Genomic DNA, 22,483 nt, shown 5'->3' with positions numbered 1-22,483 from the left:
TGTTTCACCATGCCCCAGATTTTTACTGAGTGATTGTTTTTCAGTTATTTAACTGTACCACTGTGTTCCACTATACCCCACCGTATACTATATATAGAGGGTGGATAGAGAGGTGGATGAGTGTCACGCCCTTTGAACAAGCTCAGCGCATCGACGCTGAAGTCTGTACCGCCAGGCAAATACTCCGACGGCGGCGGACTTTGGTTCCATCGGCGTGAGGATGGCGGGGCTCAATGGTTCTTGCGTGTCACTGTTCATGGTCGCAGGCGTGAAATGGGTCTTGGCTCTTTCCCAGACGTCTCGCTTAAGGAAGTTCGCCAGGAAGCCGAGAACTGGCGGGCTGTGGCTCGAAAGGGAACTGACCCCATAAAGGAACGGGAACGTCTCAAGCGCGAAGAAGCCAGCAAACTCCACCTACTGAAAGACGTCGCCGAAGATGCCTTTGAGAGCCGTAAGGCAGAGCTGAAGGGTGATGGTAAAGCGGGTCGCTGGTATTCGCCGCTGGAACTGCATGTATTGCCGAAGCTTGGCAAAGTCCCTGTTGTCGAATTGGATCAGAAAGATATCCGAGACACGCTTGCCCCCATCTGGCACGACAAAGCTGACACCGCGCGAAAGGCAATGAACCGGTTGTCTATTGTGATGCGGCACGCAGCAGCACTTGGATTGGATGTGGACCTGCAGGCGACGGACAAAGCCAAGGCCCTATTGGGCAAGCAGCGTCACAAGCCGCAGAATATCCCTGCGATGGCTTGGAAGGAGGTTCCAGCTTTCTATCAAAGTTTGGATGGCGGTACGACGACCGAACTTGCGCTGCGCTTGCTAATACTTACTGCGGTTCGGTCCTATCCCCTGCGCAACCTACATCTGGACCAGATTGACCGCGATATATGGACAATACCCGCGGAGGCAATGAAAGGGCGCAGGGACGCGACTGAAGATTTCCGCGTGCCGTTGTCAACCGAAGCCATGGCGGTCATCGAAAAGGCCAAACCAATGGCACGGGACGGGTTGTTGTTCCCAGGCGTTCGGCGTGGTGTGATATCGGACATGACTATGGGAACTTTCATGAAGCGGCGCAAGCTTAGTGAGCGTCCGCATGGGTTCAGGTCGTCGTTTCGGGATTGGGTAGCAGAGACGCAAAACGTGCCATTTGAGGTTGCTGAGACTTGTTTGGGGCACACAGTCGGTGGGGCGGTGGAGCGGTCCTACAAACGGACTGATTTCTTGGAACAGCGGCGAGTGCTGATGGAAAAATGGTCGGATCTGGTTTGCGAGAGTGAACACGGAACAGAAGTGATCGTCGAATGCCCAGGAGTGAAAGATTGAATCAATTAGATGACGCATACGACAGGGCCTTCGAACTTGTAGATCAAATGTTTTCTGCGGTCCCGGAAACTTTCGGTTGCACAATCATTGGATTGAAAGAACTGAGCTACATCGACGCGATTATCAGCTTCTATGAGGAAATTGAAACGGTCTTCCCGCGTCCCGATAGAGTATACCACGTGGTCAGCGATGACGCTGCGAGAGCACTTTATTTTTCAGCTCAGGAAAATGCCGATGTCTATGACGCGATGAAAGAAGTCTGCGCTCGCAATCTATTAAATGACGCCCCGCTTCCGGATCTGCTTCGATACTTCATCGTAAAAGAACTAACCAACGACTTTTTAAGAACAAAGCGACGTGGTCCTCCACCATCGCCAGGATTTGTGTTTAGAGCTTTTGTTTACACGTCGGCGGTTTATGTCGCTGACGCGACGGGGCTACCTCTGACCCGGAACGTGGCTTCCAACCAAGAACATAGTGCTTGTGACGCAATCGTTGATGTCGCACCCCGGCACAGTCTTGAGCTAGAATTTACGACCGTTCGAGATTGGTGCTTGCACAAAGACTATAAAAAAATGCGGGCCCAGGCGAAAACATTGGACAACTACGTAAAAGACCTTTTTTTGAAGCGTATTGGACTCTTGAGGACCACGACCTCGTAAGGGGTAATTCGAAAGACATCCCGTACGACAAAGCTCTTCCACGCATCCATGTTCAGCGAACATCAACCTGAACCATGGAGCACGCAAATGAACCTCCTTTCCTTCACTGACCTGCAGTCCAAGCTGGGTGGTCGCAGCCGCAGCTCTGTCTATCGCGACATTGAAATCGGTCGCCTACCGAAGCCAATCAAATTCGGTTCTCGCCTCTATTGGAATGAGTCCGATATCGACGCTGCAATCGAGAAACAGGTTGCTGCCTAAAAGAAACCCCCACCCGAGGCACGGGCGGAGGCCAATTCTTTTAGGTGGTACTGAGAGAATAGCCGAAGGTCCGATGCCTTTCAATAAAAGAAAGGTAATATCGAATGATTATCGGTAATAACCAAACAACGAGTATCGAACGGCCTCCGGCAAACGCGCTTCGTGTGTATCGCTGGGCAGACCTACCAAATCTGACGGCCCCGGCTCTTTACCGGGTCACTGATCCGGGTCAGGAACCGCGCGAAATCTATGCATCCAAGCACAAGCGCCAAGTCCTAGAAGGGCTAATGCGGTCGCCACTCTACGCGGCTTCCTACTGCCGCCACTCGGATCAAGTGCTACCTCTGCGCCGCGACGACGGTGTGAACATCGAATGCAAGATGTATCGAGGCGATGCAGACACCGGGCGTCAGAAATATGGCATCTACGTTCTGGTGTCGAAAGTGGAGCGGATCGAAGAGCGCGGGGTGGCGGCATGAGAACCGTTGATCTCCAAGTCCGCACAATCCGTCGCAAGCATGGTCTTTCCGAAGCCGCGGCACGTGTCGTTGCCGCCCTGTACTATGGGGGGCGTCGTTAATGAGTGTTGTAGTGCAGAAAAACGCTCAGGAGGAAATCCACATATCCCGTGGCGAATACATGGGCCGTGACGTTGTTAACCTCCGTGTCTGGTATCTAGCGAAAGACGGAGAAAAACACCCGACGAAAAAGGGGGTGGCGTTCGGCGCCGCGCTTCTTCCCGATATTCAGCGCGCACTGACCGATATGCGCGGGACGGGGGTGAGTAATGACCGCTTTGGTTCATAGCCCCTCGCCCCAAATCCCTGCGGAAGAGATTGCGCGCCTGCATGGGGCTGGTTTCAGTCTTCTGCCGCTTGGTGGCGGGTCTGATGCAAAGGCTCCACTGTGCAGCCTGCAAGGTGCCTCCAGATACCCTCTAAAGCGGGTACTGGGGCCGATGTACGGCAAAGGCAGCGCTTGCTATGGGATTCGGTTGCCCAGATTGGCCGTCATCGATTGCGACGCGAACAACCCCTCTTTGGTCAAGGACATGGAGGCGCGCTTCGGTGCGTCCCCGGTTCAGGTATCCACTCCGCGAGGCATTCACCTTTACTACAGCGACAACGGCGGTCAGGCACCTAATCTGCGTGCTCAGGGCTTTCCTGTGGACCTGAAACGTGGCTCCAGCAGCTATGTTGTCGGGCCGTACTCAACCCGACCTGACGGCGGCGTTTATCATCCAGTTCGGGGTGTACTTGGTGCAGATGAACTGCCCGCCATTTCGCTGCAAGCAAACACGGTGACATCCAGCAAAGATGCGATTCCCAAAGGCAACCGCAATCGGGAACTGAGCCTCGCTGCCATCGGAATGGTGGAAACCGTAGAAAACGCCGATGAGTTGTTCGGCAATCTTGCTTTCATCCGTGATGACGAATGTGAAGATCCAGCGACTCTGCCGGATTTAGAGCTGCGCAAAATCGCCGATTGGGCCTGGACTAAGAGACTGGAGGGTAAGGTGTACCGCGACCGCGATAGCGAGTTTCGCATCAACCGAGCCGCTTTGGATAAGCTGTCAGACTACAGCAACGCATCCGATGCAATCGCACTGCTGGTAACCCTGCAGGCTAACCACGGTCATATCATCGGAAAAACGTTCGCACTGGACCACGCGGGAATGGCTAAGGCGGGTCACACCAGTTTGGGTCGCCGCCGATTTTCGGACGCCATCAAATCGCTATGTGATGCGGGACTCCTTGGTGTCGCGAAAGATTACTCGGTTGGACGGAGCTGCCGGACTTACCGGCTTCTGCGGATCACGCCTGAATTGCCCAACGTGCATTCACTGCACTCGGCAAAGGAGGTGTCCTAATGCAGGGGGGGAGGGGTTTGATAATTACATATGTTGACCGCTTCCGGTCAAAAGGGGCTTTGCGCCCGAAAACCATCAACAATCCAACACAATGAGGCACGAGCAATGACGGATGAATCCGAACGAAAAAACGTGGCCAATACGTACACGGACGAGAACGGCAAATTCGCGCAGGGCAATCCCGGCAAACCACGAGGAACCCGGCACCGGGTCACACGGGCAGTTGAGGAACTACTTGAGGGCCAATCTGAGCAAATCACCCAGAAGGCGGTTGAGATGGCGCTGGAAGGTGACAGCACGGCCTTGCGTCTATGCCTGGAACGGATAGCGCCCACCAGAAAGGACGCACCAGTCAATTTTGAGCTTCCACCTATCAGCACTGCTAGCGAGGCCTCGAAAGCCTCGCAGGCGGTGCTGAAGGCGGTTTCCGATGGTGAGATTACTCCGCTGGAGGGAGCAACGGTCATGGGGCTCGTTGAGCAGTACAGCCGGGTTCTGGAAATGACAGACCTTGAGCAAAGGATTGCGGCACTGGAGGCAAAGAAATGAGTATCAAAAACCGCGTGAACAAACTGGAAAAAAAATCAGACAACAAGTTCAAGGTCGCCATCGTGAAAGGCGAATTCTTTGACAAGTGTGGCGAACCAATTTCAACAGATGGCGAGTATCCTCGAAATCTTGCGGAGCGGGTCCACAGTGCAATCGTTGGCGTTTCGGATTCAGAAGAAACCGTCACATTAGAGCGTGAGGAAAGTGAGACTGGTGCCGAGTTCATGCGCCGTTTCGATCAGGCTGGCAACCTTTTAGGCAAAGGCGCTGGGGCCACCGTAACTCTGCGCTGGGATGTCAAATGGATTTGATGGGAAGCACAAAATGAGCGTTCGCAAAAGACTAGAAAAGCTTGAGCAAGTATCTGCAAAAGGCCCAATCTTGGTTTTGCCTGATATAGAGTTTTACTCCCGAGATGGGCGACTGGTGCATAGCGTCTCGGGTTTTTGTCGTGCACCTGATGATTTCTCGGAAAGGCTGGAACCTGACATTTTCTTTGCCACAGCCAAAATCGATGGGTTGGAAGACAACAAGGTCGAGCGACTTGATGACGAAGAGTTTAGAGACTTCACCCATCGGATTGATGATGCGTGCCAGACGGTGCTCAGCACTGAAAACAAAAGTCGGTTTTTGCCCGCTGTTGGTTGGCACTTTGCTTGGCACTGAACACTGTGGGGTCTAGGAAATGTGGAAAGCCACCAATGAGCACGTTCGAATGATGCGTTCAATGGAACGGTTTGTCGAAAACGAAAGTTAGTGAATCGCTTATTACGTTGTTCGCCAATCCTCATCTCAACGCTACCGGCAGGGTGCGGCTAGAACCATCACCCAGGTACGATCCGCAGCTTCGTACAGCGCAAACTCCTGGGCCCTGCGTGACAGCATATTGGCACGATGCCCCCGTGACTGCGCCCAAGCCGACATCACAGCGTCCAGACCAATTTGACCTTTGGCAATGTTTTCCGCCACAAAACACCATTCGTAGCCTTCCTTGCGCACCCGCTTACCCACGTCAGAGCCGTTAGAGCCGGTATGCGAAAAGAAGCCCTTCTTCACCATGTCTTCAGCATGAGACTTGGCGGCTTTCTCCAACTTCCGACTGTAGACTAACCCTTGAAGACCTTGGCTTTTTCGATACGTGTTCAGTTTGTCAGTCGCTGTGGGGTTTGCAGCGAGTGGCGCGGGCAAAAGAAACGCCAGAATTAACAACAAACGCGTCAGCATTTTTCCACCAGGTTTTGCCTAGAATGGTTCACACGGATCCATAGATAGCATGTTGAATTCCCACCGGTCTTGATGAAACAACAATATCGCACCAAGGATTCTATTAGCATAGATAGTAGCTTTGCTGGTTGGAGGTACGACGCGCCAAACTCGTACCCCCTCATAGAAATCGCTAATCCCATCACGACGCGCCGCACCTGCTTGGTATCGGTGCAGCGTGTTTGAATTGTGTCTGAGATAAGAAAATAAGGGGTCTACGGGAATCCCCCAATTTCGGACAAGGCGTTAACGGGGTAGATTGGGTTCAACGGAATAACACTACCACTCCGGATACCCCCTCAAGAGAGAGGGGCTGGCTAAGACCCCCTCATCCAGCCCCTCACCACCTTCACTCTCAATCATTTGTGAGACGGTGGGTTCTTCCCCTACTCCCAGATTGGGAGGCCAGCATAGTATACCACAAAAAGCCCGTCATTTTCAGCCCGCTATAAATGGGGGGTGTTCGGCAGGCCAACTGTCAGCAAGCTACGAGTTCTGCGCCATCACACCGGTTTAGTCGGATGTCGGCTTCGAGCCCAAAGGAGACTTAGGCTATGGGCGCAGCATTTGTCGTTTGGGCGGGAAGCAGTCATTCGCTGCAGGTGCAGGGTTTGGTATTCGGTTACAAAAATGCTGACATACAAAGCGGAACACTACTTAGTGTCCCTATCACATGTTGAATGGATGCCCTTAAGCCAGCTGGCCGACGGTTTTGGAGAGTTTGTGCCGATTGACGATGGTTTGACGCGGATCGGGTAGTCAAAGCAAGTTGGAACTCACACTAAATTATGAAACGGGAAGTTTTAGCGCAGTTAATGGGGTGAAATCGGCGACGCACTCAGCAAATTATTTTAGCCTTATCGCGGTTTGATGTGGATTATGTTAAAGTAACTACGGCTTTTGTGGACGAAGTTGTAATGCTGGTACACCTTGTTTATCTGGTTTTTTCGCGACTTAGGTCTGGCTTCATTGCTATTGTCATGTTCGGACCTGCAATTGTACTGGCGGACATATCTGATGCCAGGCGTATGGCGCTTGTCATAGGAAATTCGAAGTATGAGTACGTTACAAATATTCCAAACTCGGCAAATGATGCGCGGGATATAGCGGCCGCGCTTGGTCGGATAAGTTTTAATGTGACCGAACTATACGATCTCGACTACCGTCAAATGCGGCTGGCCCTTCGGGATTTTTCCGATAAGGCTGCGAAAGCTGACGTGGTGTTGGTCTATTTCGCGGGTCATGGCATCGAAATAGACAACACCAATTACCTGATTCCCACCAACGCGGAACTCAAAAGCGATAAGGATGTGGAATTCGAGGCTATACGGCTGGACTCGGTGCTAAATGCGGTATCTACGGCGAAAGGTCTCAAGCTTGTTCTTATTGACGCCTGCCGAAACAATCCGTTCCTTTCAGATATGGAGCGCACAACCGCAACGCGGTCCATCGGGCAGGGATTGGGCAGTATTGATCCCGGAGGTGTTCTGGTCGGTTATTCCGCGCGCGGCGGAACTCTGGCGTTGGACGGTGATGGCCGAAACAGCCCCTATGCCGAAGCCCTGCTTGAACATATCGAGGTGCCGGGGCTGGAACTTGGCAAACTGTTTCGAAAAGTACGCGACACCGTCTTTGAACTTACCGATGGTTATCAGGAGCCTTTTACCTACGGTTCATTGCCCGGGCGTGATATCTATCTGGTACCGGCGGCGGTGAGTGCCCCGTCGGTCGTGCAGGAAGCCTCGAAGGTCGCGACCGATCCCGTGGACGAGCGTCAAAGTTCGGCCGAGCGGGTTTTGCGCGAAGCCCTGACACTGGCAGACGAAACCACGAAACAGAATGCGCTGAAATTGATTGCGCAGCTCTACCCGGACACGCGCGCCGGTCAATATGCGCAAGGTGTTTTGGATGCCGCCAGCAGCACGAACCGAAATCCGGCAACGCATGTTGCCCCAAAAACAACGGAAGAACCGCTGCGGCAGGACGTGCCCGAGGACAAGACTGCTGCACGGTCAAGTGCAACATCGAATACCGAAGCCAATTTGAATCTAAGCCGCGGCGACTACCGAAACATTCAGCGCGGCCTGAATGTTCTTGGCTTCGCTGCCGGACCTGAAGACGGTATTTTCGGCCCCAGATCGCGCGCCGCGCTTGAGAGATTTCAAAGTAAGAACGGCGTGGCCAGGACTGGCTATTTGACTGCAGAAAGCGTTGCAGTTCTCAGCAGCATTCCTCAGCCGGAACGCCAGGAACCGGTTCAAAAGACAAGTCGGGGTCAGACGCTGGTTGCTCCGGAAGCGGCGTCGGCGACCTCTGCTGCGATTGGATTCAACGGCGAGTATGTCGTTAATATTCGTCGGCGACCGGACCCGCTGGGCACGGATGCCGGTTCCGGGATCGACACGGTGCTTTGGCTGAAATATCGCAAGACCGATGCTGGATTCGCGTTAGTAAATGCGGTCGATCGCTCCAAAGGGGGTGATAGCCGGTCCAAGAAATATCGGGCATCTTTGTCCGACAAAGGGCGTTTGAAAGTTTCCGGACGCACGAATTTTCTGTTCAACAGCGTTTATGTAGTACCCTTCTCGGTCACGCTGGACTTGCCGTCAACTTTGGCACCCAACGCGTCAATACGCAGCAATCAGGGGCGATTTGACAAGAATTGGTACGTCGATGTTGTTGTGACGCGAAAATAGGATTCACCACCAATTCCACGATAGAACTAATTTCGCAGATCTCACGTTGTTGGCGGTGCTTTCACCACCTGAATCTCTGTTCTGCCATCGTCATGAAAAAGCCCCGGTATGACTGGCCAGTTGCGGTCCGGATCGGTCAGCCGCGCAGTTTCCAGCGTCATGCAGATCGGACGGCATCCGTCCTTATCAGGTGGTAGAGTCTTTATCCAGCTTTCCAGACGTGCGGCGATGTTAATCGTGTCGCCAATGACGTTGTAATGCATGGACCCTCTGACGCCTAGGGTGCCCCCAATTGCGTCTCCGCTGTTCAGTGCAATGCGCAGCTTGTACGCAGGTTGGTTTTCAAGTGTTCCATTTAGTGTCGCAACGGCTTTGCGCATGGCATGGGCGCAGCGCAATGCGGCCTGCGCGTCAAATTGTCTTTGTTTGTGCGTTTCGCTGGGAATTGGCGCGCCAAACACAACCAATATGCCGTCGCCAGTGTATTTCTCGACAAACCCATTATGCGCGCGGGAAATTTCACTTAGCCGATCCAGTATGCGTGAGATCCACGCCATGAACGCTTCGGCATCCATCGAATTACCAGCAAGGGTCGATCCTTCAATATCCGCGAGCAGCGCCGTGACAAACAGTTGCCGAGATCGGGGCTTTCCACCCGACATTAGATATTTGCGTTGTTTCCAAATCTCAGCTGCCAGCTCTTCGGACAGATGAGAAGAAAACACCTGCGCGATGGCACGTCTTTGGTTGCGCGAAAAGCCTGAGATGATACCAAAGCCGCAAAGAAATCCAAAAGTCCAACCCAACAGAGATGGCGCGACGGGCATTAACAAAGCGAACTGTTGAAACACGGACAACGCAACCGTTAGCAAGAGGCCACCCATCCCAGCCAACAACACCGCATTGCCGGTAACCCTGACGAAAACAGACACGCAGGCACCTAAGAAGACCGAAGCGAGGATGATGAACGCAGGAATCTGGCCGTCCAAGGCGCGCAGCGGAGTGGCTTGGCCGTTGAAGTAGTCTATCAACTGTTGAACGATCGTGGCGTGGATTTCGGCCCCAAAGGTAAAATTTGACCCGGTTGACCGGTTGAGTGGTGTTAAAAAGTAATCTTTTACGGAATGACTGGTAACGCCGATTATCACAGCGTTTCCTTTAAAGCGATCCAGCCCAGTTTGAGTCAGAATCTCTGCGGCGGGAACACTGCGAGTGATCGGCAATGCATTTTTGTAATCAATGACGATTTGATAGCCTGACGTATCCACGTTGCGGAACAGGTTTGCACCCGTGGCCAAAGGTTTTACAACTGTATCGCCAAACATCAAATAGCGCGGATTGTCGGGAGCGCTTTTCAATGCAGGTTGCCCGGTATGGGTCGCGGCCAAATGCATAGGCAGTGACAGGGAAATACCATCGTGCGTATTTACTAACAACAAGGCGCGTCGGGCAACGCCATCAGGGTCAATTGGAATATCAGCGAACCCCGTGTGCGAGTCCTGCGGCGCGGAAATGCCAGCAGTCTCGCCGTCCTGTAGTTTCGAGATCACGAAAACTCTGGGATCGCTCAGCACCTCAAGCAAGGCGTCCCGACCTTCACCTACCGGAACGTCCCTGTAAATGTCTACACCCACCGTAGTTGCACCAGAGGCGAGCAAATTGCTTACAATCTGCGCCAATTGCAGATCGGGGACAGGCCAGCCCCATTCGCCCAAATCTTTGTCATTGATGGTAGCCAAATAAACGTCTGCTATAGGTTTATCTTCGGCAAAGGCTGATGTCGTCCAATCGTATTGGAGAAGCTCAAGTGGTTCGAGTATGCCTTTTTTTCGGAGTTCGATCAGAGGTATGCCCACAATCAGTGAAATGACACAGACCAAAACCCAGCGTTGCCAAATCGGCATGAGCGATGACGTTCTCTGCCATGCATGCCTTGGACGCTTCAATTTCACGGACCTACGCCAGCTGAATTCAGAAATTTTTCGAGTACGGCTGGGTTCGTCGCCTGCACTCGGCCGCTGAGGCCTATATCCACAAGTTCGGAGAGCGCATCGAACCACAGACCAGCTGCGGCCGGAGTGTCTGATCTAAATTCTTCCGGCAAACGCTCAATCAACCCTGACGACCGTTCGACCACCGCGTCGGTGTTTGGATCGAGCAGCTCAAGTTGCCAAAGGTAAACCTGGTCGGTATCCAGCATAAAACTTGACCTACTGAGGTCCAGACCATAATCGCCGGGCGGGAAAGGACCCATAATGTGTAGTTCTGTTGCAGTCGTCCCGATTGGGTTCAGCTTGACGATTACATTTCCTCGATGGCCGCGGGTCAGCCGCCAGATCAACGGCGGAAAGGCCAGAGTTGTTAACCCACCGTCTGCTGGAACCAGTAGCAGTAGGTCAGAAGCGGCATCCGAAGGTATAGTCCGGGTGCCAGCGCCCATTCGATCTTTTGGCGTGCCGATTTCGGGAGGAATGAATACAATTTCTGAGGACTTTTCCGCGTTTTTCTCATCGCCTGAAGCCAGTGCAAAACCGCTGGGAAACAGGCCTGCAGCCAGTACGAAGACAAAAACAGCTATTGATACCCAATTCCACGACACAAGACGCCTCGCGAAGAAAATTGCAAATAAATCCGCTTTTTGAAGGTTTAGCGTAGGCTTGAAATTACGTTGAGTCCAGTTCCTGCTCTATCTCGCTTCAGCTGATCCTAAGCTCGGTTATCAAGCAATTTTATGCTAATATTAGGAACTGTTCGGTTCAGAGTTGAGTCTGTACTTATGATTCCTGAAATCAAATGGCGAAGCGGTGCCTGGTGTTTGTTGGTGGTTTGTTTGCTCTTGACCTTGCCGCTTGCGACAGAGGCTAAGGGCGAGCGCGTAGCTCTTGTTATAGGTAACTCTGCCTATCAATACGTCCCGGACCTGCGCAATCCGGCCAATGATGCCGAGGACATATCCAAGGCGTTACAGCGCGTTGGGTTTGAGGTTACTCAACATCAAAACCTGAGTTACACCGATATGCGCATTGCATTGCGCGACTTTGCCGAAGCCGCAGCCAATGCGAAAGTGGCGCTTATGTATTTCGCGGGTCATGGAATCGAAATCGAGAACACAAACTATCTGATACCGGTAAATGCAGCGCTGAAAAGTGACCGGGACGTCGAATTCGAAGCCATTCGTCTGGACGCTATCGTGAATGCCATTGCTGGCTCATCCGCGCTAAATATCGTGATTGTCGACGCATGCCGAAACAACCCGTTTTTAACCCAGATGAAAAAGGCATCGAACACTCGTTCGATCGGGCGCGGTTTGGCCGCGGTTGAACCAGGAGGCGTCGTGGTCGGATACGCGGCCCGCGGTGGGACTCTGGCGCAAGATGGCGACGGTCGGAACAGCCCTTACGCGCAGGCGTTTCTGGAACATGTTGAACAACCGGGTCTGGAACTTGGCAAATTGTTCCGCAAGGTGCGCGATCGCGTGTTCGCGCTGACCGACGGGTATCAGGAGCCTTTTGTTTACGGCTCACTTCCGGGCGAGGACATTTTTTTGGTACCCAAGGTAGAACAAGCTGCATTGCCATTGTTGGGCCCTAAAGAACCTGACGCATCAGGCGTGCAACCGCAGGCAACTGAGAAGAACGCGCTGGCCGCAGCTATGAAGGTGAACACTGTCAGGGGGTGGGATTTGGTTGCCAGATCCTATCGCACAGCAACGTTATCCGAGCCCGAAGTACTGAAGCGGATGGCCCAGATCACACCTGCCTGGACCAGAAAGAGTGGGCAGTTCGATGAAATAGAAGCCGCGCTCTTGCCGAGCCCTACTCAGAAAAAGGAAATACAACAAAATCTTAACAGCGCAGGCTTCGACGTTGGTGTGCCCGACGGAGTTTTCGGGCCGCGGACACGATCAGGCATCAAGGCGCTTCAGGCCAAATTGGGGTTGGAACAATCCGGATACGCCGATCTTGCCGTCCTTTCCGGCCTTGGGATCAGGCCGCAGGCGCAGGATGGCGCGAGTTTTATTAGCAATCCCTTCGCTGTCCGACAGAATATTTCCGAGTTGAAGGTGTTAGGTGAATCTGAAGAAGTCACGCAAATTCTTGGTTGTTTGGGTCTACGTAAAAGTGTCTATGGCACGTTTCGTGGCAACCTTTACGTTGCGCTGGTCTATTCAGGCAGCGTGCAGAGTGCGCGCAGCGAGGCGCAAAAATGTGGATTGGATTTGGCCGCAATCACATCGGCTGCAGAGAATGCGTTCATCGTCAGGATGATTTCAAGCGACCCGGCTTTCTTTGAAATGGGATACGACAGCAAAACGAAAATCAGCTATAAGGCCGGACCTTATTTCGGGTTCAGAAAGGACCCCAAAGAAGACGGTGCCGTCATCGGATGGCGATGGTTCAGCGGAGAACCCGTGACCTATACCAACTGGTTGCCATCCAAGCCAAACAAAACCCACGGCAAGGGCAGTAAATCATTCGCGCAGTTTCAGTACGAAGCGCGAGGGAGACGCGATCTTGACGATGTGACCCCGACAAAATGGTTCGATGGCTCTGGATGGAATGTGCGTTCCGTGGTCTTGGAAGGCTCTCTGAAATAACGCGCTCTGCCCAAGGGGTTTCAGCGAAACCGTATGTTTTTTATGAGGATACGCTGGCAATCGGATCGGAATATTCGATTCAATAAGGTTTTGTGGTAGTGTTAAGGCGTCTCAACTTGTTCCGATCGGGGGCACTTTGTTTTACAGTTCATTTCAATATCTTTTCAGGACATTCTTATGGCTGATAGGCTTTGCGATTTGGTTCTCTGTTTCGCATATTGCGCACGCGGACACCAAACGGGTCGCATTGGTGATTGGAAATGCTGAGTATCAACATGTCGCCAATCTTCCAAATGCAGACAATGATGCCTCGGATCTTGCCGAAGCCTTGCAACGCATCGGTTTCACGGTTTGGCATAATCAGAATCTAGACTACCGTGGTCTTCGCATTGCGTTGCGCGACTTCGGTCGAGCGGCGAAAGATGCGGATATGGCCATCATCTATTTTGCGGGTCACGGGATTGAGATCGAAAACACAAACTACCTCATTCCTGTAAACTCTGAGCTGCGCAGCGATCAGGATGTCGAATTTGAAGCGATACGTCTGGACTCTGTTATCAGTTCCTTGTCGGGTGCCGATGGATTAAAGGTCGTTTTGATCGATGCGTGCCGGAACAACCCATTCCTGAGCACGATGGAAAGAAATGGCGGCACACGCTCCATCGGTCGCGGCTTGGGTCGTATTGACCCTAGCGGAGTTCTAGTAAGCTACGCAGCCAAGGGCGGAACATTGGCTCTTGATGGAGAGGGGCGTAACAGCCCGTATGCCACAGCGCTGCTAAAGCACATCGAAGAGCCTGGGCTGGAACTAGGTAAGATGTTCCGAAAGGTCCGCGACACCGTGTTTAAATTGACAGATGGGTTTCAGGAACCTTTTACCTACGGTTCTTTACCAAGCCAAGATATCTACCTAGTTCCGGTCACAGCGCCCGTTCCGACGGAAGCCAAGCGAGTCGGGCCTGAAAACCGTGAAATCTACGCTGACTTTGAGTTGGCTCGTTCACTCGGAACGCTGGATGCAATCGAGTCCTTTCTAAACCGCTATCAGGAACAGAATGATCACTTTGCGGTAACGCTTGCCCTTTCACTTCGGGATGATCTGCGTGAGAAGGCAAGGCTACAAGCTGCTCATGACAACAAGCTTAAAACGAACGACACGGAAGTCGCATTTGTTGCTCCGCAGGACAAGCCGACTGAGAAAGCACTAACACGCAGCCTTGTCCGTGACATTCAGAGCGAATTGAACCGCGTCGGATGCAGTGCGGGCGCGGCGGACGGCGTCGTAGGTCCTCGCACAAGAGCGGCATATACTAGATACCGGAACGCCCGAAAAAACCTAGGGCTTCCGGCGGAAGGTCTGAACCAACAACAGACCCTCATTGCGCTTAAGAAAGAACAGGGTCGCGTCTGCAAGCAAGTTGCGGTTGCTGTAGGTTTTGACGGCGATTACGTCATCTCCATTCGGCGTAGATGGGATGATGACTATTGGCAAACTGCAACGCGCGGCGACGAATCCTATTACCCCGGAAAAATCGAACCACTCGCGTCATTGCGGATCAACCGGAAAGGCAGCAAAGTGACTCTGGTGTCCGCCCAAGCGTTTACCGGAGGTGGTCCGTGGTTCAAGGATTTCCGGGGGTCATTGGACGACAACGGTCAACTGAAACTCCGCTTCACCCTAAGTTCGCATTTTGGTCCACCGGTGACGCCCTACAAGGTTCGAATTGATGTAAAGTTGCCTCAAGGACTGAAACCCGACCGACGCCTCGTGTATGAGCCACGACGTATTGACGGCCAGTTTTTCCTGAATTTCCTAGTCAGGCGTGCAAACTAGCTTCCAACGGAATTCGCAAGATGACTAGGGTTGACAAGAGCGGCATGAATACCAAGCAGCGTGCCGATTGTGCCAAAGTTGTAGAGACCGATTTCTCCTACTTCGAAGTCGGCCGTCGGCTTGAGAGCCGTTTAAAATAGAATTTCCACTGAATCGCCTGAAGTAGTTAAATGTTGTTGTAGAATTCCGTACCCTGCGATGAGGGCGGTGATATCGGAAGGTTGTGGTCGGGATAGTACAAGACAAATAAAATTAGTGGAACTTGATGGAGATTCGCATTTGCACACAAGCAAAATACTTAAGTTTGATAGCCATTCGTTTGAAGCCAAGATGATCACCGATGAAGACGGTTGGAATCTAATTTTCGTTGTCGATGAAATTCAAAAATAGTGGACGGCAGTATGCGCCACGAAATCCTGCGAGACGCGACGCATTACAATGTTGGCGACCCGCGCGAGATAAATGCAGGCGTGTTGGAAGAGCACATCAAGGATAGCGCAAGTTAGCGTAACTGTTTGGTCAAAACTGGTGGTTTGTGACTGAGCTCGCTACGCGACCTAAAACCAAGAAGTTATTTGACATTAACCTTGGCAATTCCTAGGCGGTTTTGACAGGCCTTTGTCATGAGGCTGATTACAGACTGTTGCACGGTACTAATGTCTGCTTTCTAGAGTGCATTTGCTGCATACGGATTGCATTTTTAGAGTCCGCTTAGGGCCGTTGTCACACATCCCGGCAAACTGACTAATCGGCAGCTTTGTCCGCGGAGCTGCCGTTAGCCTCGTCGCCAACCAACAAAAAGTTCACCAAACGTTCCCCTGATTTCGCTATGCTCGCCGAATGTGCGGACGACTCGGCAGACCCGAAATGACATGGGCGGAGCTTTATGCTCTGCAGAACTGGATCGTGAACGGCGTTCCTGTCCCAACTGAGCGCGATCCAAACGCCAAAGACCTGTCAATGAGCTGGAACGTCAAGCCAACTCAGATGTTGGATTTGGCGTTCATCCATGAAGATCGACTGATTAGCTCTACGGCGCGCTGGTGGCTTGTACCGCACTGGTTCAAGGAAGACGCGAAGCAATGGAAACCCACCACTTTCAATGCAAAGATAGAAACGGCGCATAAACTGGGTTCATTCCGGGTCGCCTGGAAGAGCAGCAGGTGCATTATCCCGGCCAGTTTCTACTATGAATGGACAGGCCCTAAGGGGGCCAAACAGCCTTGGGTTATCAAGACAGATGCCAATGACCCCTGCATGTATTTCGCAGGCCTCTACTCGCGCCTCTCGTCTGGTCTGAACACCTGCACAATTCTCACTCGCCCTGCGTTGCATCAAATCGAACACATACATGCACGGTCACCGGTAATTCTAACGAACGATAATCTGGTGCCATGGATGACGGGCGAGATTGACCACGACGAAGCCCAGAACTTGGGCACGGAATGGGATGGACGTATGCGTTATCACAAGGTCGCGCCGATTGGCCGCGATGATGACGGGCCCGAGTTAATCGACGTTATCGAGGCGTAATGGCCACGCGCAGCAGATCCACAAAGAAAGCAGCGGATGAAAAGTACTTCCCTATCAGGGTGCGTGTGCAGGTTCCTGAAGAAGGGTTCGGATATCGGCTTCATGAGATCCACAATTGGCTAGATGCCCATGCCGGGCGCGGTCGTTGGGGCTGGAATGCGGATAGTGTGCTATCACGCGGATCCCGGGATGCGACGGCGTTTTATCTGCTGGACGAGCAATTGATTGCACCGTTCATTGAGGCATTCGACCTGGAGCTTGCGCAAGGTGAGGCGGACCTTTGCGGTAGTGGGTCTTTCAATCTCATGGCAGCTATGAGTCGAAAGCGATAGTCACTCGTAGTCGTTTTCCAAATTCCATTTGACTATCTTCAAGCACGCTCGGGTCTGCGCATCGAGCCAAGGTTTTTCTGGATCATGACCCGAAGCATCTAAATCAATCGGTTTGAAGCCCTCTATCGGTCCATCAGAAATAGCGCCTTCAGGAGGTGCAAACTTCTCGCATGCTTGAAAAGCCGTTATGAAATTGGCTGTTCTATCTAGGTCGCGTGCTTTGGTTTCTGAGATGTATATTACGACAGGAACCACAGCAAGAAGTGCAGCAATGATGACCACAATGCGTTCAATAGCTTCAAGCTTCTTTAACAATGGCTCTCTCCAGAAATTCACCTACAATACTTGGCCCGTCTGAGCCGTGATTTAGCCGCTGGTGTCTCTAAATGCCTGTAGCGACCCCCACTGTACCTACGGCAATCTAGGGCATGTCCTGCGGCGATTACAGCGGCCCCTATGTCTTCACCGTCAGCGTAACAGACACCAACATACCTATCATGGGTGCGCTCACCGTTCAGTTTGCATTCGATGGATTTGCCGCGAAGGTAGTTGACCATCCAGCGCTTGGCTTTCTGACCCGACTGTGTGCCGAGTTCGGGTGCATCAACGCCGTTCAATCGAACAGGTGTGCCATCTACAACAATGGTATCAGCATCACGGACATGCAGCCCACCTGCGATTGCTGAGGTAGCGAGCGAGATGGCCATGAATGCGAAAAATGTTCTTATCAAAATATCCGTATACCCTTGCTGCTGCAAATCACTGACTTTTCTGATAAGATGATCCAATAGACGAGCGAATTTAGAACCTATGAACTTCCTAATATCTTTGTAGTCAAACATTTTAGTCAAGCTGGAGACATACAATGGACCGGCGATGCACAATAAAACGATTAGCAGCTTTTTCTGCATTCGGACTTTCAAATTCAATTGGAGCAAACGAGGCCCTCGCAGAGTACATTTGTGGTGACGCCTTCCCGTATAATAGAGGGATGGTGCGACAATGTAGTGTCGGGTTCCGTATCAATCGCGTTACTGCTCTACAAGAATGTGACCAGTGGTGCTGGGCTGCCTGCATCGAATCCGCGTTCGAACTTTATGGATTTAGAGTTTCCCAAGAAGATATTGTGCAGAAGGTCTACGGACCAAATGTTCCCTGTCTTCCGAGTGTTGGCCCAACCATAGCTAGAGCTGTAGAGGGATACTGGACTGACGAGCGCGGTGATGAGTTTTACGCTGAACTTGAAACACACACCGATGTTCAGTTTGGGATCCATGACCCCTTTGCCCTTCAGCACGCCTCACGCTATCTAGCAGACGATATTCCAGTAATAATCGGTTCTCTCGGGCACGCTACGCTTTTAACAAGTATGACCTGGCTTGAGGACAACTTCGGGCAACAAAGACTCACGGAGATTGTCGTTCGAGATCCTTGGCCCTACCGACAAAACAAACGGCTGCTTACTGCTCAAGAGCTTTACGGCGCTACCTACCTTGCTGCAGTTTTCGTTGACTACTAGTCAGAGCAAATCGCTTTCCCAATAGCGGCGTTGTCTATCATCCCCAATCCTGCTCAAGACCTAAGCAAGTAACCATTAGCACTAAAAGAATACTCTTCTTTTTTTCCGATAATAACATGGTCATGAATAACAATGCCTAAGGTATCGCAGGCGTCCTTTATCCGCTCAGTCATGACAATATCAGAGTTACTGGGCGTCGGGTCTCCTGATGGATGATTGTGAACGAGAACGAGCGAACTGGCGTTCAGTTCCAATGCCCGCTTCACGACCTCACGTGGGTAGACCGGCACGTGGTCAACAGTACCCTTGGCCTGTTCCTCATCAGCAATCAGAACATTCTTCCGATCCATGTAGAGAACCCGGAATTGCTCAACCTCGCGATGCGCCATTGCGGTTCGGCAGTAGGTCACCAAGTCTTTCCACGACGACACAACATCCCGTTTCATTATCTGCGCCTGCGCCATTCTGTGCCCGAAGGCTTCGACAACGCGCAGATGATAGAAAACCCAGTCGTTAGCCCCATCCACCTTAAGAATTCGATGCTTTGAGGCAGCAATGACCCCATTCAAGTCGCCAAACTCAGCCAACAGACGCTTCGCCAATGGCTTAACGTCGATCCTCGGAATTGCATTGAACAACAGCAGTTCCAGTAGCTCATATTCCGGCATTGGATCGTGACCGCCTTTGAGAAAGCGTTGCCGCAGTCGCTCTCGGTGCCCCCAATAGTGAGGCCGGTTAGCGCCGTCGTCGTCCTTAATCAGGCCACCACCAGCAGCGTTCTTTCGTGAAAGTCGGTCTCGGTAAACGTATGACGGCGGGTGTGCAGGTTCAGTTATGGCGTCAGGTGGAGGAGAACGTGCGTACAGCTCCTCCAATCCCTTCAATTCTTCCTCAGAAAAGCCACCTTGCCCATCATGCTTAACTAGCTTTCCGAACCTCTTCCTATCTCGGCCTATGACCTCTTTCAGATTGTCCAGTATCGCCGTTTTCTTCATGGCTACCACTCCATGCACCAACCCCTGGACCATGCTCAAAGGTTGGTTAACGAGTGGTAAAAAAGTCAGATGTGGTCTGACATGAAACCAAGGTCTCAAGCGCGCTGATTGAATATAAACTCATCTACCAGCATGAACGGCTTCAGTTCGAACGTCCCAGTATCCTTTACTTGATTTGCCCGCGCTTTTTTGCGCTCAATCTCATTCAGCAAATAGAAGATACCGGCAGGCTTGCCAGCGAGGTCCCTAGGAACCTCGATTGTTTTGAGCGTTGACCGTGTCTGAACGCGCTCCGTCAAAACTGCCTCCAGTACTTCGATCCTGCATTGGTTTTTGCGCAGCATCGCGTGTGAATGCTACGCAATTCCCAAAGAAAAATGCAATGCCAAGCAGTTAGTCACCAAAACCATGCGTTAATTTTGTCGCTGTTGGGGAGTTCACCCTAAGAATACCCTAAGGTGTTGACGCGGGTAGAAACGTATCAGCGCCTGTAGCCAAATTGTCATGAAACCTCGGTAATCCTGCTCTCAGATTCGAAATTTGGAGCCCGCTATGCTTGAGGTCATCGCATACCACATCGTTTCCTTTGTCGTAGGGTTCTTAATCGGATTGCCTGTTGGAAACGCTGCTTTGCGGTATTTTGAACGTAATGAAGAACGTGAGGTTGGTGGCTAAGCCGCCCTCGTGTTTTCTGTGGTGCGTGTTTTCATCTCTTTGCCGTGGAAAGAGGATCTCGTGTCTTGAGCTTGTCGGCCCAGATGTCGGCATGTTCCTGCAAAAGCACCGAGCGCGTATCGTAAAGCGCCATGAGTTGACTACCCGCCCACATTGCCATGCTCTTTTCCCTTTCGTTGGTAGCCAGCTCGTACGCGTGGACAACGACTGATTGGGCGGTTGCGGGGATAAACTTCATCTGGAACTTGCCTTGCTACTCATTCACTGCACTCAACCAACTTAGTCGTTCAATCACAGTGAATTTTGTCACTCAGGAGACGTTGTTGGGGCAGAAACCTAAATTCCGCTTACGCCGTTTAGCAGGTTAATCGGTTATAGTAGAAGTCAGGTCCAAATCTGAGTTTTTAGTTGGCCTTTCCCCACGGCACGTTCCAAAGCAACCTCGCTACGGTAGCAGAGCTTTATCTTTTCTCCATAAGGTTGCATTCTTCTAATTGAGCTATTGATTGGGTTGTATATCGAGGGATAGCGCTTTGGCTTTCATTACGATTCTTGAAATTGACAATGATCCGTTAAGCTTCACAGACGTCACCGTGCTTAACTCTTATCAGGTGGAGATTATTGATGATGATGATGCGCTTGAAGATCCTGATGCAGATGGAAGCCAGCAGCTCGACGTCTCGGGGGTACCTAATTTCCTAGGTGACTCTACCAACTTTCAAACGTTTGAAACCTATAGCGGTGACATAGGTGGGCAGCCTGTAACATTCACACTAGTTCAGTTTTCCAACCCCCAGTACATCATTGTTACATCTGGCGATGTGGATGTCGGAGACACGATAGAAAACACAAACAACAGCATCGTTACTGCACCTCCTTCAGATTACGACACTTTGCCATCCTTTGTATGCTTCACACTGGGGTCGATGGTTTTGACACCTCTGGGCTCACAACCAATTGAGACCTTGCAACCCGGCGACCTAGTGACAGTTTTCGATGGAACGGCAAAGCCTGTTCGCTGGATCGGCAAGCGACGCCTCACCGTTGGCGACTTACAGCAAAGTCCGCATCTCTGTCCGATTCGCTTTCGTGCAGGTAGTTTCTCACACAAATGCCCGACACGGGATCTGACGGTTTCGCCACAACACCGGATTGCTGTTACCTCGCCAGACATGCAGCTGTGTTTCGGCGAAAGCTTGATGCTAGCGCCTGCCAAGGGCTTACTGGATGGTGAAATGGTTTTCCAACTCCCCCCCAACCAAGAAGTTCACTACATCCACGTTCTCTTTGACCAACATGAGTTGATTTGTGTTGAAGGCGTGTGGTCCGAGTCTTTTTTCCCCGGCGATACTTCTCTAGACGCGATGGATCGCGCAACGCTGCGCGAGGTTTTCGAACTATTTCCCGAGCTGCGTCAGAGAAGAGAACGATTTGCCGAAACCGTCCTGCCCACACTGAAACCCTATGAGGCAGTTTTGCTACGCAATGGTCTCATTTCACCCGCTGAAGTGCCTTGCACTGTAAGACCTGAGAACAGGGGTCACCAGTTTAATCTATGATTAACGGCAATCAAGTTTACTAACTAGCGTATGCTAGTTTGAGCCCTGATTGTTTAATTCCTCCGATGAAATTGGTTTATCCAACCAAGCCGGGAAGTCGTCTAAGAACTCCAAGTGTTCTTTTAATCATTCGCCTTTATTCACCAAAACCACTCCAACCCCGTTGGCCGTATCACCTGCATCCAGGAACTGAATGCCTTGGGCTTCAGAGGTCTGAGTATTATGCTTGATAGTTGCTTCTCTGGAGCATTCTTGTTCGAGGCCATGGTAGCTCTGCAAAACCACGAAAAACTGAGTATGCTCGACGCCCTATGCTCATCTTTGCACGATGAAAAGTCTTGGGAGTTATCGTTCCAAGGTCACGGTGCCTTCACGTTCACTCATTTTCACAAAGGCAACAACTACGTTGATTCTCAAGCATTAGCGGACGCAATCGATAGGCGGGATAACCGAACAATCGCCACGTGCGTGCAAGGCCTAGTTAGCACGATGGCAGATCCAGCAGCGTTTCTGACACAAGGCAGGCAGCACTCAATCGACTGTATGAAAGGCAGCTTCATCGACGCAGGGACAAGGGGCGTGTGCGACATCACCGATTTGGATGGCACGCTTAGTGTTCAGGCCATAGTTGATGGGCTTAGCAATAGTCGGGCTAATGAAGCTGATTAGTGGCGTCTAACCCGCTGTCTTGTCCCCTATGTGTCCCCCAGCAACATTGACCATTACAAGGTGAGCAAGGTGGATTAAAAGGTGGACAAAATAACAACTTAAGTATGCTAATAGTTGATAATAATACATTTATTAGATTG

At 51.7% G+C, this 22,483-nt stretch carries 24 protein-coding genes; 16 read left to right on the top strand and 8 right to left on the bottom strand.

The window, feature by feature from the left end:
• Positions 1-120 precede the first annotated feature (120 nt).
• The 9 genes from ACR0DK_RS18450 (at position 121) to ACR0DK_RS18410 (ending at position 5,337) form a co-directional block, all read left to right on the top strand.
• The gene (locus ACR0DK_RS18450; RefSeq protein WP_480737521.1) at positions 121-1,329 is read left to right on the top strand and encodes a tyrosine-type recombinase/integrase; all 1,209 of its coding nucleotides are present in this window, start codon (positions 121-123) and stop codon (positions 1,327-1,329) included.
• Positions 1,326-1,991, top strand: a complete 666-nt coding sequence (locus ACR0DK_RS18445; protein ID WP_480737519.1) for a hypothetical protein — start codon at positions 1,326-1,328, stop codon at positions 1,989-1,991. The genes ACR0DK_RS18450 and ACR0DK_RS18445 overlap by 4 nt, the downstream gene beginning before the upstream one ends.
• A gap of 87 nt (positions 1,992-2,078) precedes the next feature.
• On the top strand, positions 2,079-2,252 hold the full coding sequence (locus ACR0DK_RS18440) for a helix-turn-helix transcriptional regulator (RefSeq protein ID WP_480737517.1): 174 nt from the start codon (positions 2,079-2,081) through the stop codon (positions 2,250-2,252).
• A gap of 104 nt (positions 2,253-2,356) precedes the next feature.
• On the top strand, positions 2,357-2,731 hold the full coding sequence (locus tag ACR0DK_RS18435) for a hypothetical protein (RefSeq protein ID WP_480737514.1): 375 nt from the start codon (positions 2,357-2,359) through the stop codon (positions 2,729-2,731).
• A gap of 100 nt (positions 2,732-2,831) precedes the next feature.
• Complete coding sequence (locus ACR0DK_RS18430) at positions 2,832-3,059, top strand: transcriptional coactivator p15/PC4 family protein (RefSeq protein WP_480737512.1); 228 nt, start codon at positions 2,832-2,834, stop codon at positions 3,057-3,059.
• Positions 3,040-4,122: a bifunctional DNA primase/polymerase gene (locus ACR0DK_RS18425; protein ID WP_480737510.1), complete on the top strand. Its 1,083-nt coding sequence runs from the start codon at positions 3,040-3,042 to the stop codon at positions 4,120-4,122. Before ACR0DK_RS18430 ends, ACR0DK_RS18425 begins: the two co-directional genes overlap by 20 nt.
• A gap of 105 nt (positions 4,123-4,227) precedes the next feature.
• Positions 4,228-4,671: a DUF5681 domain-containing protein gene (locus ACR0DK_RS18420; protein ID WP_480737508.1), complete on the top strand. Its 444-nt coding sequence runs from the start codon at positions 4,228-4,230 to the stop codon at positions 4,669-4,671.
• Complete coding sequence (locus ACR0DK_RS18415; protein ID WP_480737506.1) at positions 4,668-4,982, top strand: hypothetical protein; 315 nt, start codon at positions 4,668-4,670, stop codon at positions 4,980-4,982. The genes ACR0DK_RS18420 and ACR0DK_RS18415 overlap by 4 nt, the downstream gene beginning before the upstream one ends.
• Complete coding sequence (locus ACR0DK_RS18410; protein WP_480737504.1) at positions 4,966-5,337, top strand: hypothetical protein; 372 nt, start codon at positions 4,966-4,968, stop codon at positions 5,335-5,337. Before ACR0DK_RS18415 ends, ACR0DK_RS18410 begins: the two co-directional genes overlap by 17 nt.
• 132 nt (positions 5,338-5,469) lie before the next feature.
• Here ACR0DK_RS18410 and ACR0DK_RS18405 read toward each other — a convergent pair whose 3' ends face one another.
• Positions 5,470-5,895 (bottom strand): CAP domain-containing protein, encoded by a 426-nt coding sequence (locus tag ACR0DK_RS18405; RefSeq protein WP_480737502.1) that lies wholly within the window; start codon positions 5,893-5,895, stop codon positions 5,470-5,472.
• A gap of 1,019 nt (positions 5,896-6,914) precedes the next feature.
• On the opposite strand from ACR0DK_RS18405, the gene ACR0DK_RS18400 reads away from it, so the two are divergent.
• Positions 6,915-8,630, top strand: a complete 1,716-nt coding sequence (locus tag ACR0DK_RS18400; protein WP_480737500.1) for a caspase family protein — start codon at positions 6,915-6,917, stop codon at positions 8,628-8,630.
• A 41-nt stretch (positions 8,631-8,671) separates the two neighbouring features.
• Here the strand turns inward: ACR0DK_RS18400 and ACR0DK_RS18395 are convergent, their stop codons facing one another.
• Positions 8,672-10,534, bottom strand: a complete 1,863-nt coding sequence (locus ACR0DK_RS18395; protein ID WP_170465212.1) for a CHASE2 domain-containing protein — start codon at positions 10,532-10,534, stop codon at positions 8,672-8,674.
• A gap of 44 nt (positions 10,535-10,578) precedes the next feature.
• Complete coding sequence (locus ACR0DK_RS18390; protein WP_170465210.1) at positions 10,579-11,229, bottom strand: DUF928 domain-containing protein; 651 nt, start codon at positions 11,227-11,229, stop codon at positions 10,579-10,581.
• A gap of 237 nt (positions 11,230-11,466) precedes the next feature.
• Between ACR0DK_RS18390 and ACR0DK_RS18385 the strand changes: the two genes are divergently transcribed.
• From ACR0DK_RS18385 to ACR0DK_RS18370, 4 genes are all read left to right on the top strand, one after another.
• Positions 11,467-13,227, top strand: a complete 1,761-nt coding sequence (locus ACR0DK_RS18385) for a caspase family protein (protein WP_170465207.1) — start codon at positions 11,467-11,469, stop codon at positions 13,225-13,227.
• A 136-nt stretch (positions 13,228-13,363) separates the two neighbouring features.
• Positions 13,364-15,061, top strand: coding sequence for a caspase family protein (locus ACR0DK_RS18380; RefSeq protein ID WP_480737497.1), 1,698 nt, complete (start codon positions 13,364-13,366; stop codon positions 15,059-15,061).
• A gap of 840 nt (positions 15,062-15,901) precedes the next feature.
• Positions 15,902-16,594: an SOS response-associated peptidase gene (locus ACR0DK_RS18375; RefSeq protein WP_480737495.1), complete on the top strand. Its 693-nt coding sequence runs from the start codon at positions 15,902-15,904 to the stop codon at positions 16,592-16,594.
• Positions 16,594-16,926, top strand: coding sequence for a hypothetical protein (locus ACR0DK_RS18370; protein WP_480737492.1), 333 nt, complete (start codon positions 16,594-16,596; stop codon positions 16,924-16,926). Before ACR0DK_RS18375 ends, ACR0DK_RS18370 begins: the two co-directional genes overlap by 1 nt.
• On the opposite strand, the gene ACR0DK_RS18365 is transcribed toward ACR0DK_RS18370, so the two are convergent.
• Positions 16,927-17,241: a hypothetical protein gene (locus ACR0DK_RS18365; protein WP_480737491.1), complete on the bottom strand. Its 315-nt coding sequence runs from the start codon at positions 17,239-17,241 to the stop codon at positions 16,927-16,929.
• A gap of 17 nt (positions 17,242-17,258) precedes the next feature.
• Positions 17,259-17,768, bottom strand: a complete 510-nt coding sequence (locus ACR0DK_RS18360) for a thermonuclease family protein (RefSeq protein ID WP_480737489.1) — start codon at positions 17,766-17,768, stop codon at positions 17,259-17,261.
• Positions 17,769-17,791: 23 nt separating this feature from the next.
• Here ACR0DK_RS18360 and ACR0DK_RS18355 point away from each other — a divergent pair, with 23 nt between their 5' ends.
• Entirely contained in the window at positions 17,792-18,445 is a 654-nt protein-coding gene (locus tag ACR0DK_RS18355) for a hypothetical protein (RefSeq protein ID WP_480737488.1), read from the top strand.
• A 53-nt stretch (positions 18,446-18,498) separates the two neighbouring features.
• Here ACR0DK_RS18355 and radC read toward each other — a convergent pair whose 3' ends face one another.
• The 3 genes from radC to ACR0DK_RS18340 form a co-directional block, all read right to left on the bottom strand.
• The gene (radC, locus tag ACR0DK_RS18350) at positions 18,499-19,440 is read right to left on the bottom strand and encodes a RadC family protein (RefSeq protein WP_480737486.1); all 942 of its coding nucleotides are present in this window, start codon (positions 19,438-19,440) and stop codon (positions 18,499-18,501) included.
• A gap of 95 nt (positions 19,441-19,535) precedes the next feature.
• On the bottom strand, positions 19,536-19,784 hold the full coding sequence (locus ACR0DK_RS18345) for a hypothetical protein (protein ID WP_480737483.1): 249 nt from the start codon (positions 19,782-19,784) through the stop codon (positions 19,536-19,538).
• 362 nt (positions 19,785-20,146) lie between these two features.
• Entirely contained in the window at positions 20,147-20,353 is a 207-nt protein-coding gene (locus ACR0DK_RS18340; protein WP_480737482.1) for a hypothetical protein, read from the bottom strand.
• Positions 20,354-20,648: 295 nt separating this feature from the next.
• Between ACR0DK_RS18340 and ACR0DK_RS18335 the strand changes: the two genes are divergently transcribed.
• Positions 20,649-21,674, top strand: a complete 1,026-nt coding sequence (locus ACR0DK_RS18335) for a Hint domain-containing protein (protein WP_480737480.1) — start codon at positions 20,649-20,651, stop codon at positions 21,672-21,674.
• The last annotated feature ends 809 nt before the right edge of the window (positions 21,675-22,483 follow it).

It is taken from the genome of Ruegeria sp. CE6 (assembly GCF_056537485.1).
This window is presented reverse-complemented; position numbering and strand designations above follow the sequence as displayed.

What these genes read in the sequence shown, in the direction of transcription:
- ACR0DK_RS18440 (WP_480737517.1), top strand. Translation starts at nt 2,079, where the DNA reads ATGAACCTCCTTTCCTTCACTGACCTGCAGTCCAAGCTGGGTGGTCGC.
- ACR0DK_RS18435 (WP_480737514.1), top strand. Translation starts at nt 2,357, where the DNA reads ATGATTATCGGTAATAACCAAACAACGAGTATCGAACGGCCTCCGGCA.
- ACR0DK_RS18430 (WP_480737512.1), top strand. Translation starts at nt 2,832, where the DNA reads ATGAGTGTTGTAGTGCAGAAAAACGCTCAGGAGGAAATCCACATATCC.
- ACR0DK_RS18425 (WP_480737510.1), top strand. Translation starts at nt 3,040, where the DNA reads ATGACCGCTTTGGTTCATAGCCCCTCGCCCCAAATCCCTGCGGAAGAG.
- ACR0DK_RS18420 (WP_480737508.1), top strand. Translation starts at nt 4,228, where the DNA reads ATGACGGATGAATCCGAACGAAAAAACGTGGCCAATACGTACACGGAC.
- ACR0DK_RS18415 (WP_480737506.1), top strand. Translation starts at nt 4,668, where the DNA reads ATGAGTATCAAAAACCGCGTGAACAAACTGGAAAAAAAATCAGACAAC.
- ACR0DK_RS18410 (WP_480737504.1), top strand. Translation starts at nt 4,966, where the DNA reads ATGTCAAATGGATTTGATGGGAAGCACAAAATGAGCGTTCGCAAAAGA.
- ACR0DK_RS18405 (WP_480737502.1), bottom strand. Translation starts at nt 5,895, where the DNA reads ATGCTGACGCGTTTGTTGTTAATTCTGGCGTTTCTTTTGCCCGCGCCA.
- ACR0DK_RS18400 (WP_480737500.1), top strand. Translation starts at nt 6,915, where the DNA reads ATGTTCGGACCTGCAATTGTACTGGCGGACATATCTGATGCCAGGCGT.
- ACR0DK_RS18395 (WP_170465212.1), bottom strand. Translation starts at nt 10,534, where the DNA reads ATGCCGATTTGGCAACGCTGGGTTTTGGTCTGTGTCATTTCACTGATT.
- ACR0DK_RS18375 (WP_480737495.1), top strand. Translation starts at nt 15,902, where the DNA reads ATGTGCGGACGACTCGGCAGACCCGAAATGACATGGGCGGAGCTTTAT.
- ACR0DK_RS18370 (WP_480737492.1), top strand. Translation starts at nt 16,594, where the DNA reads ATGGCCACGCGCAGCAGATCCACAAAGAAAGCAGCGGATGAAAAGTAC.
- ACR0DK_RS18360 (WP_480737489.1), bottom strand. Translation starts at nt 17,768, where the DNA reads ATGTTTGACTACAAAGATATTAGGAAGTTCATAGGTTCTAAATTCGCT.
- ACR0DK_RS18355 (WP_480737488.1), top strand. Translation starts at nt 17,792, where the DNA reads ATGGACCGGCGATGCACAATAAAACGATTAGCAGCTTTTTCTGCATTC.
- radC (WP_480737486.1), bottom strand. Translation starts at nt 19,440, where the DNA reads ATGAAGAAAACGGCGATACTGGACAATCTGAAAGAGGTCATAGGCCGA.
- ACR0DK_RS18345 (WP_480737483.1), bottom strand. Translation starts at nt 19,784, where the DNA reads ATGCTGCGCAAAAACCAATGCAGGATCGAAGTACTGGAGGCAGTTTTG.
- ACR0DK_RS18340 (WP_480737482.1), bottom strand. Translation starts at nt 20,353, where the DNA reads ATGAAGTTTATCCCCGCAACCGCCCAATCAGTCGTTGTCCACGCGTAC.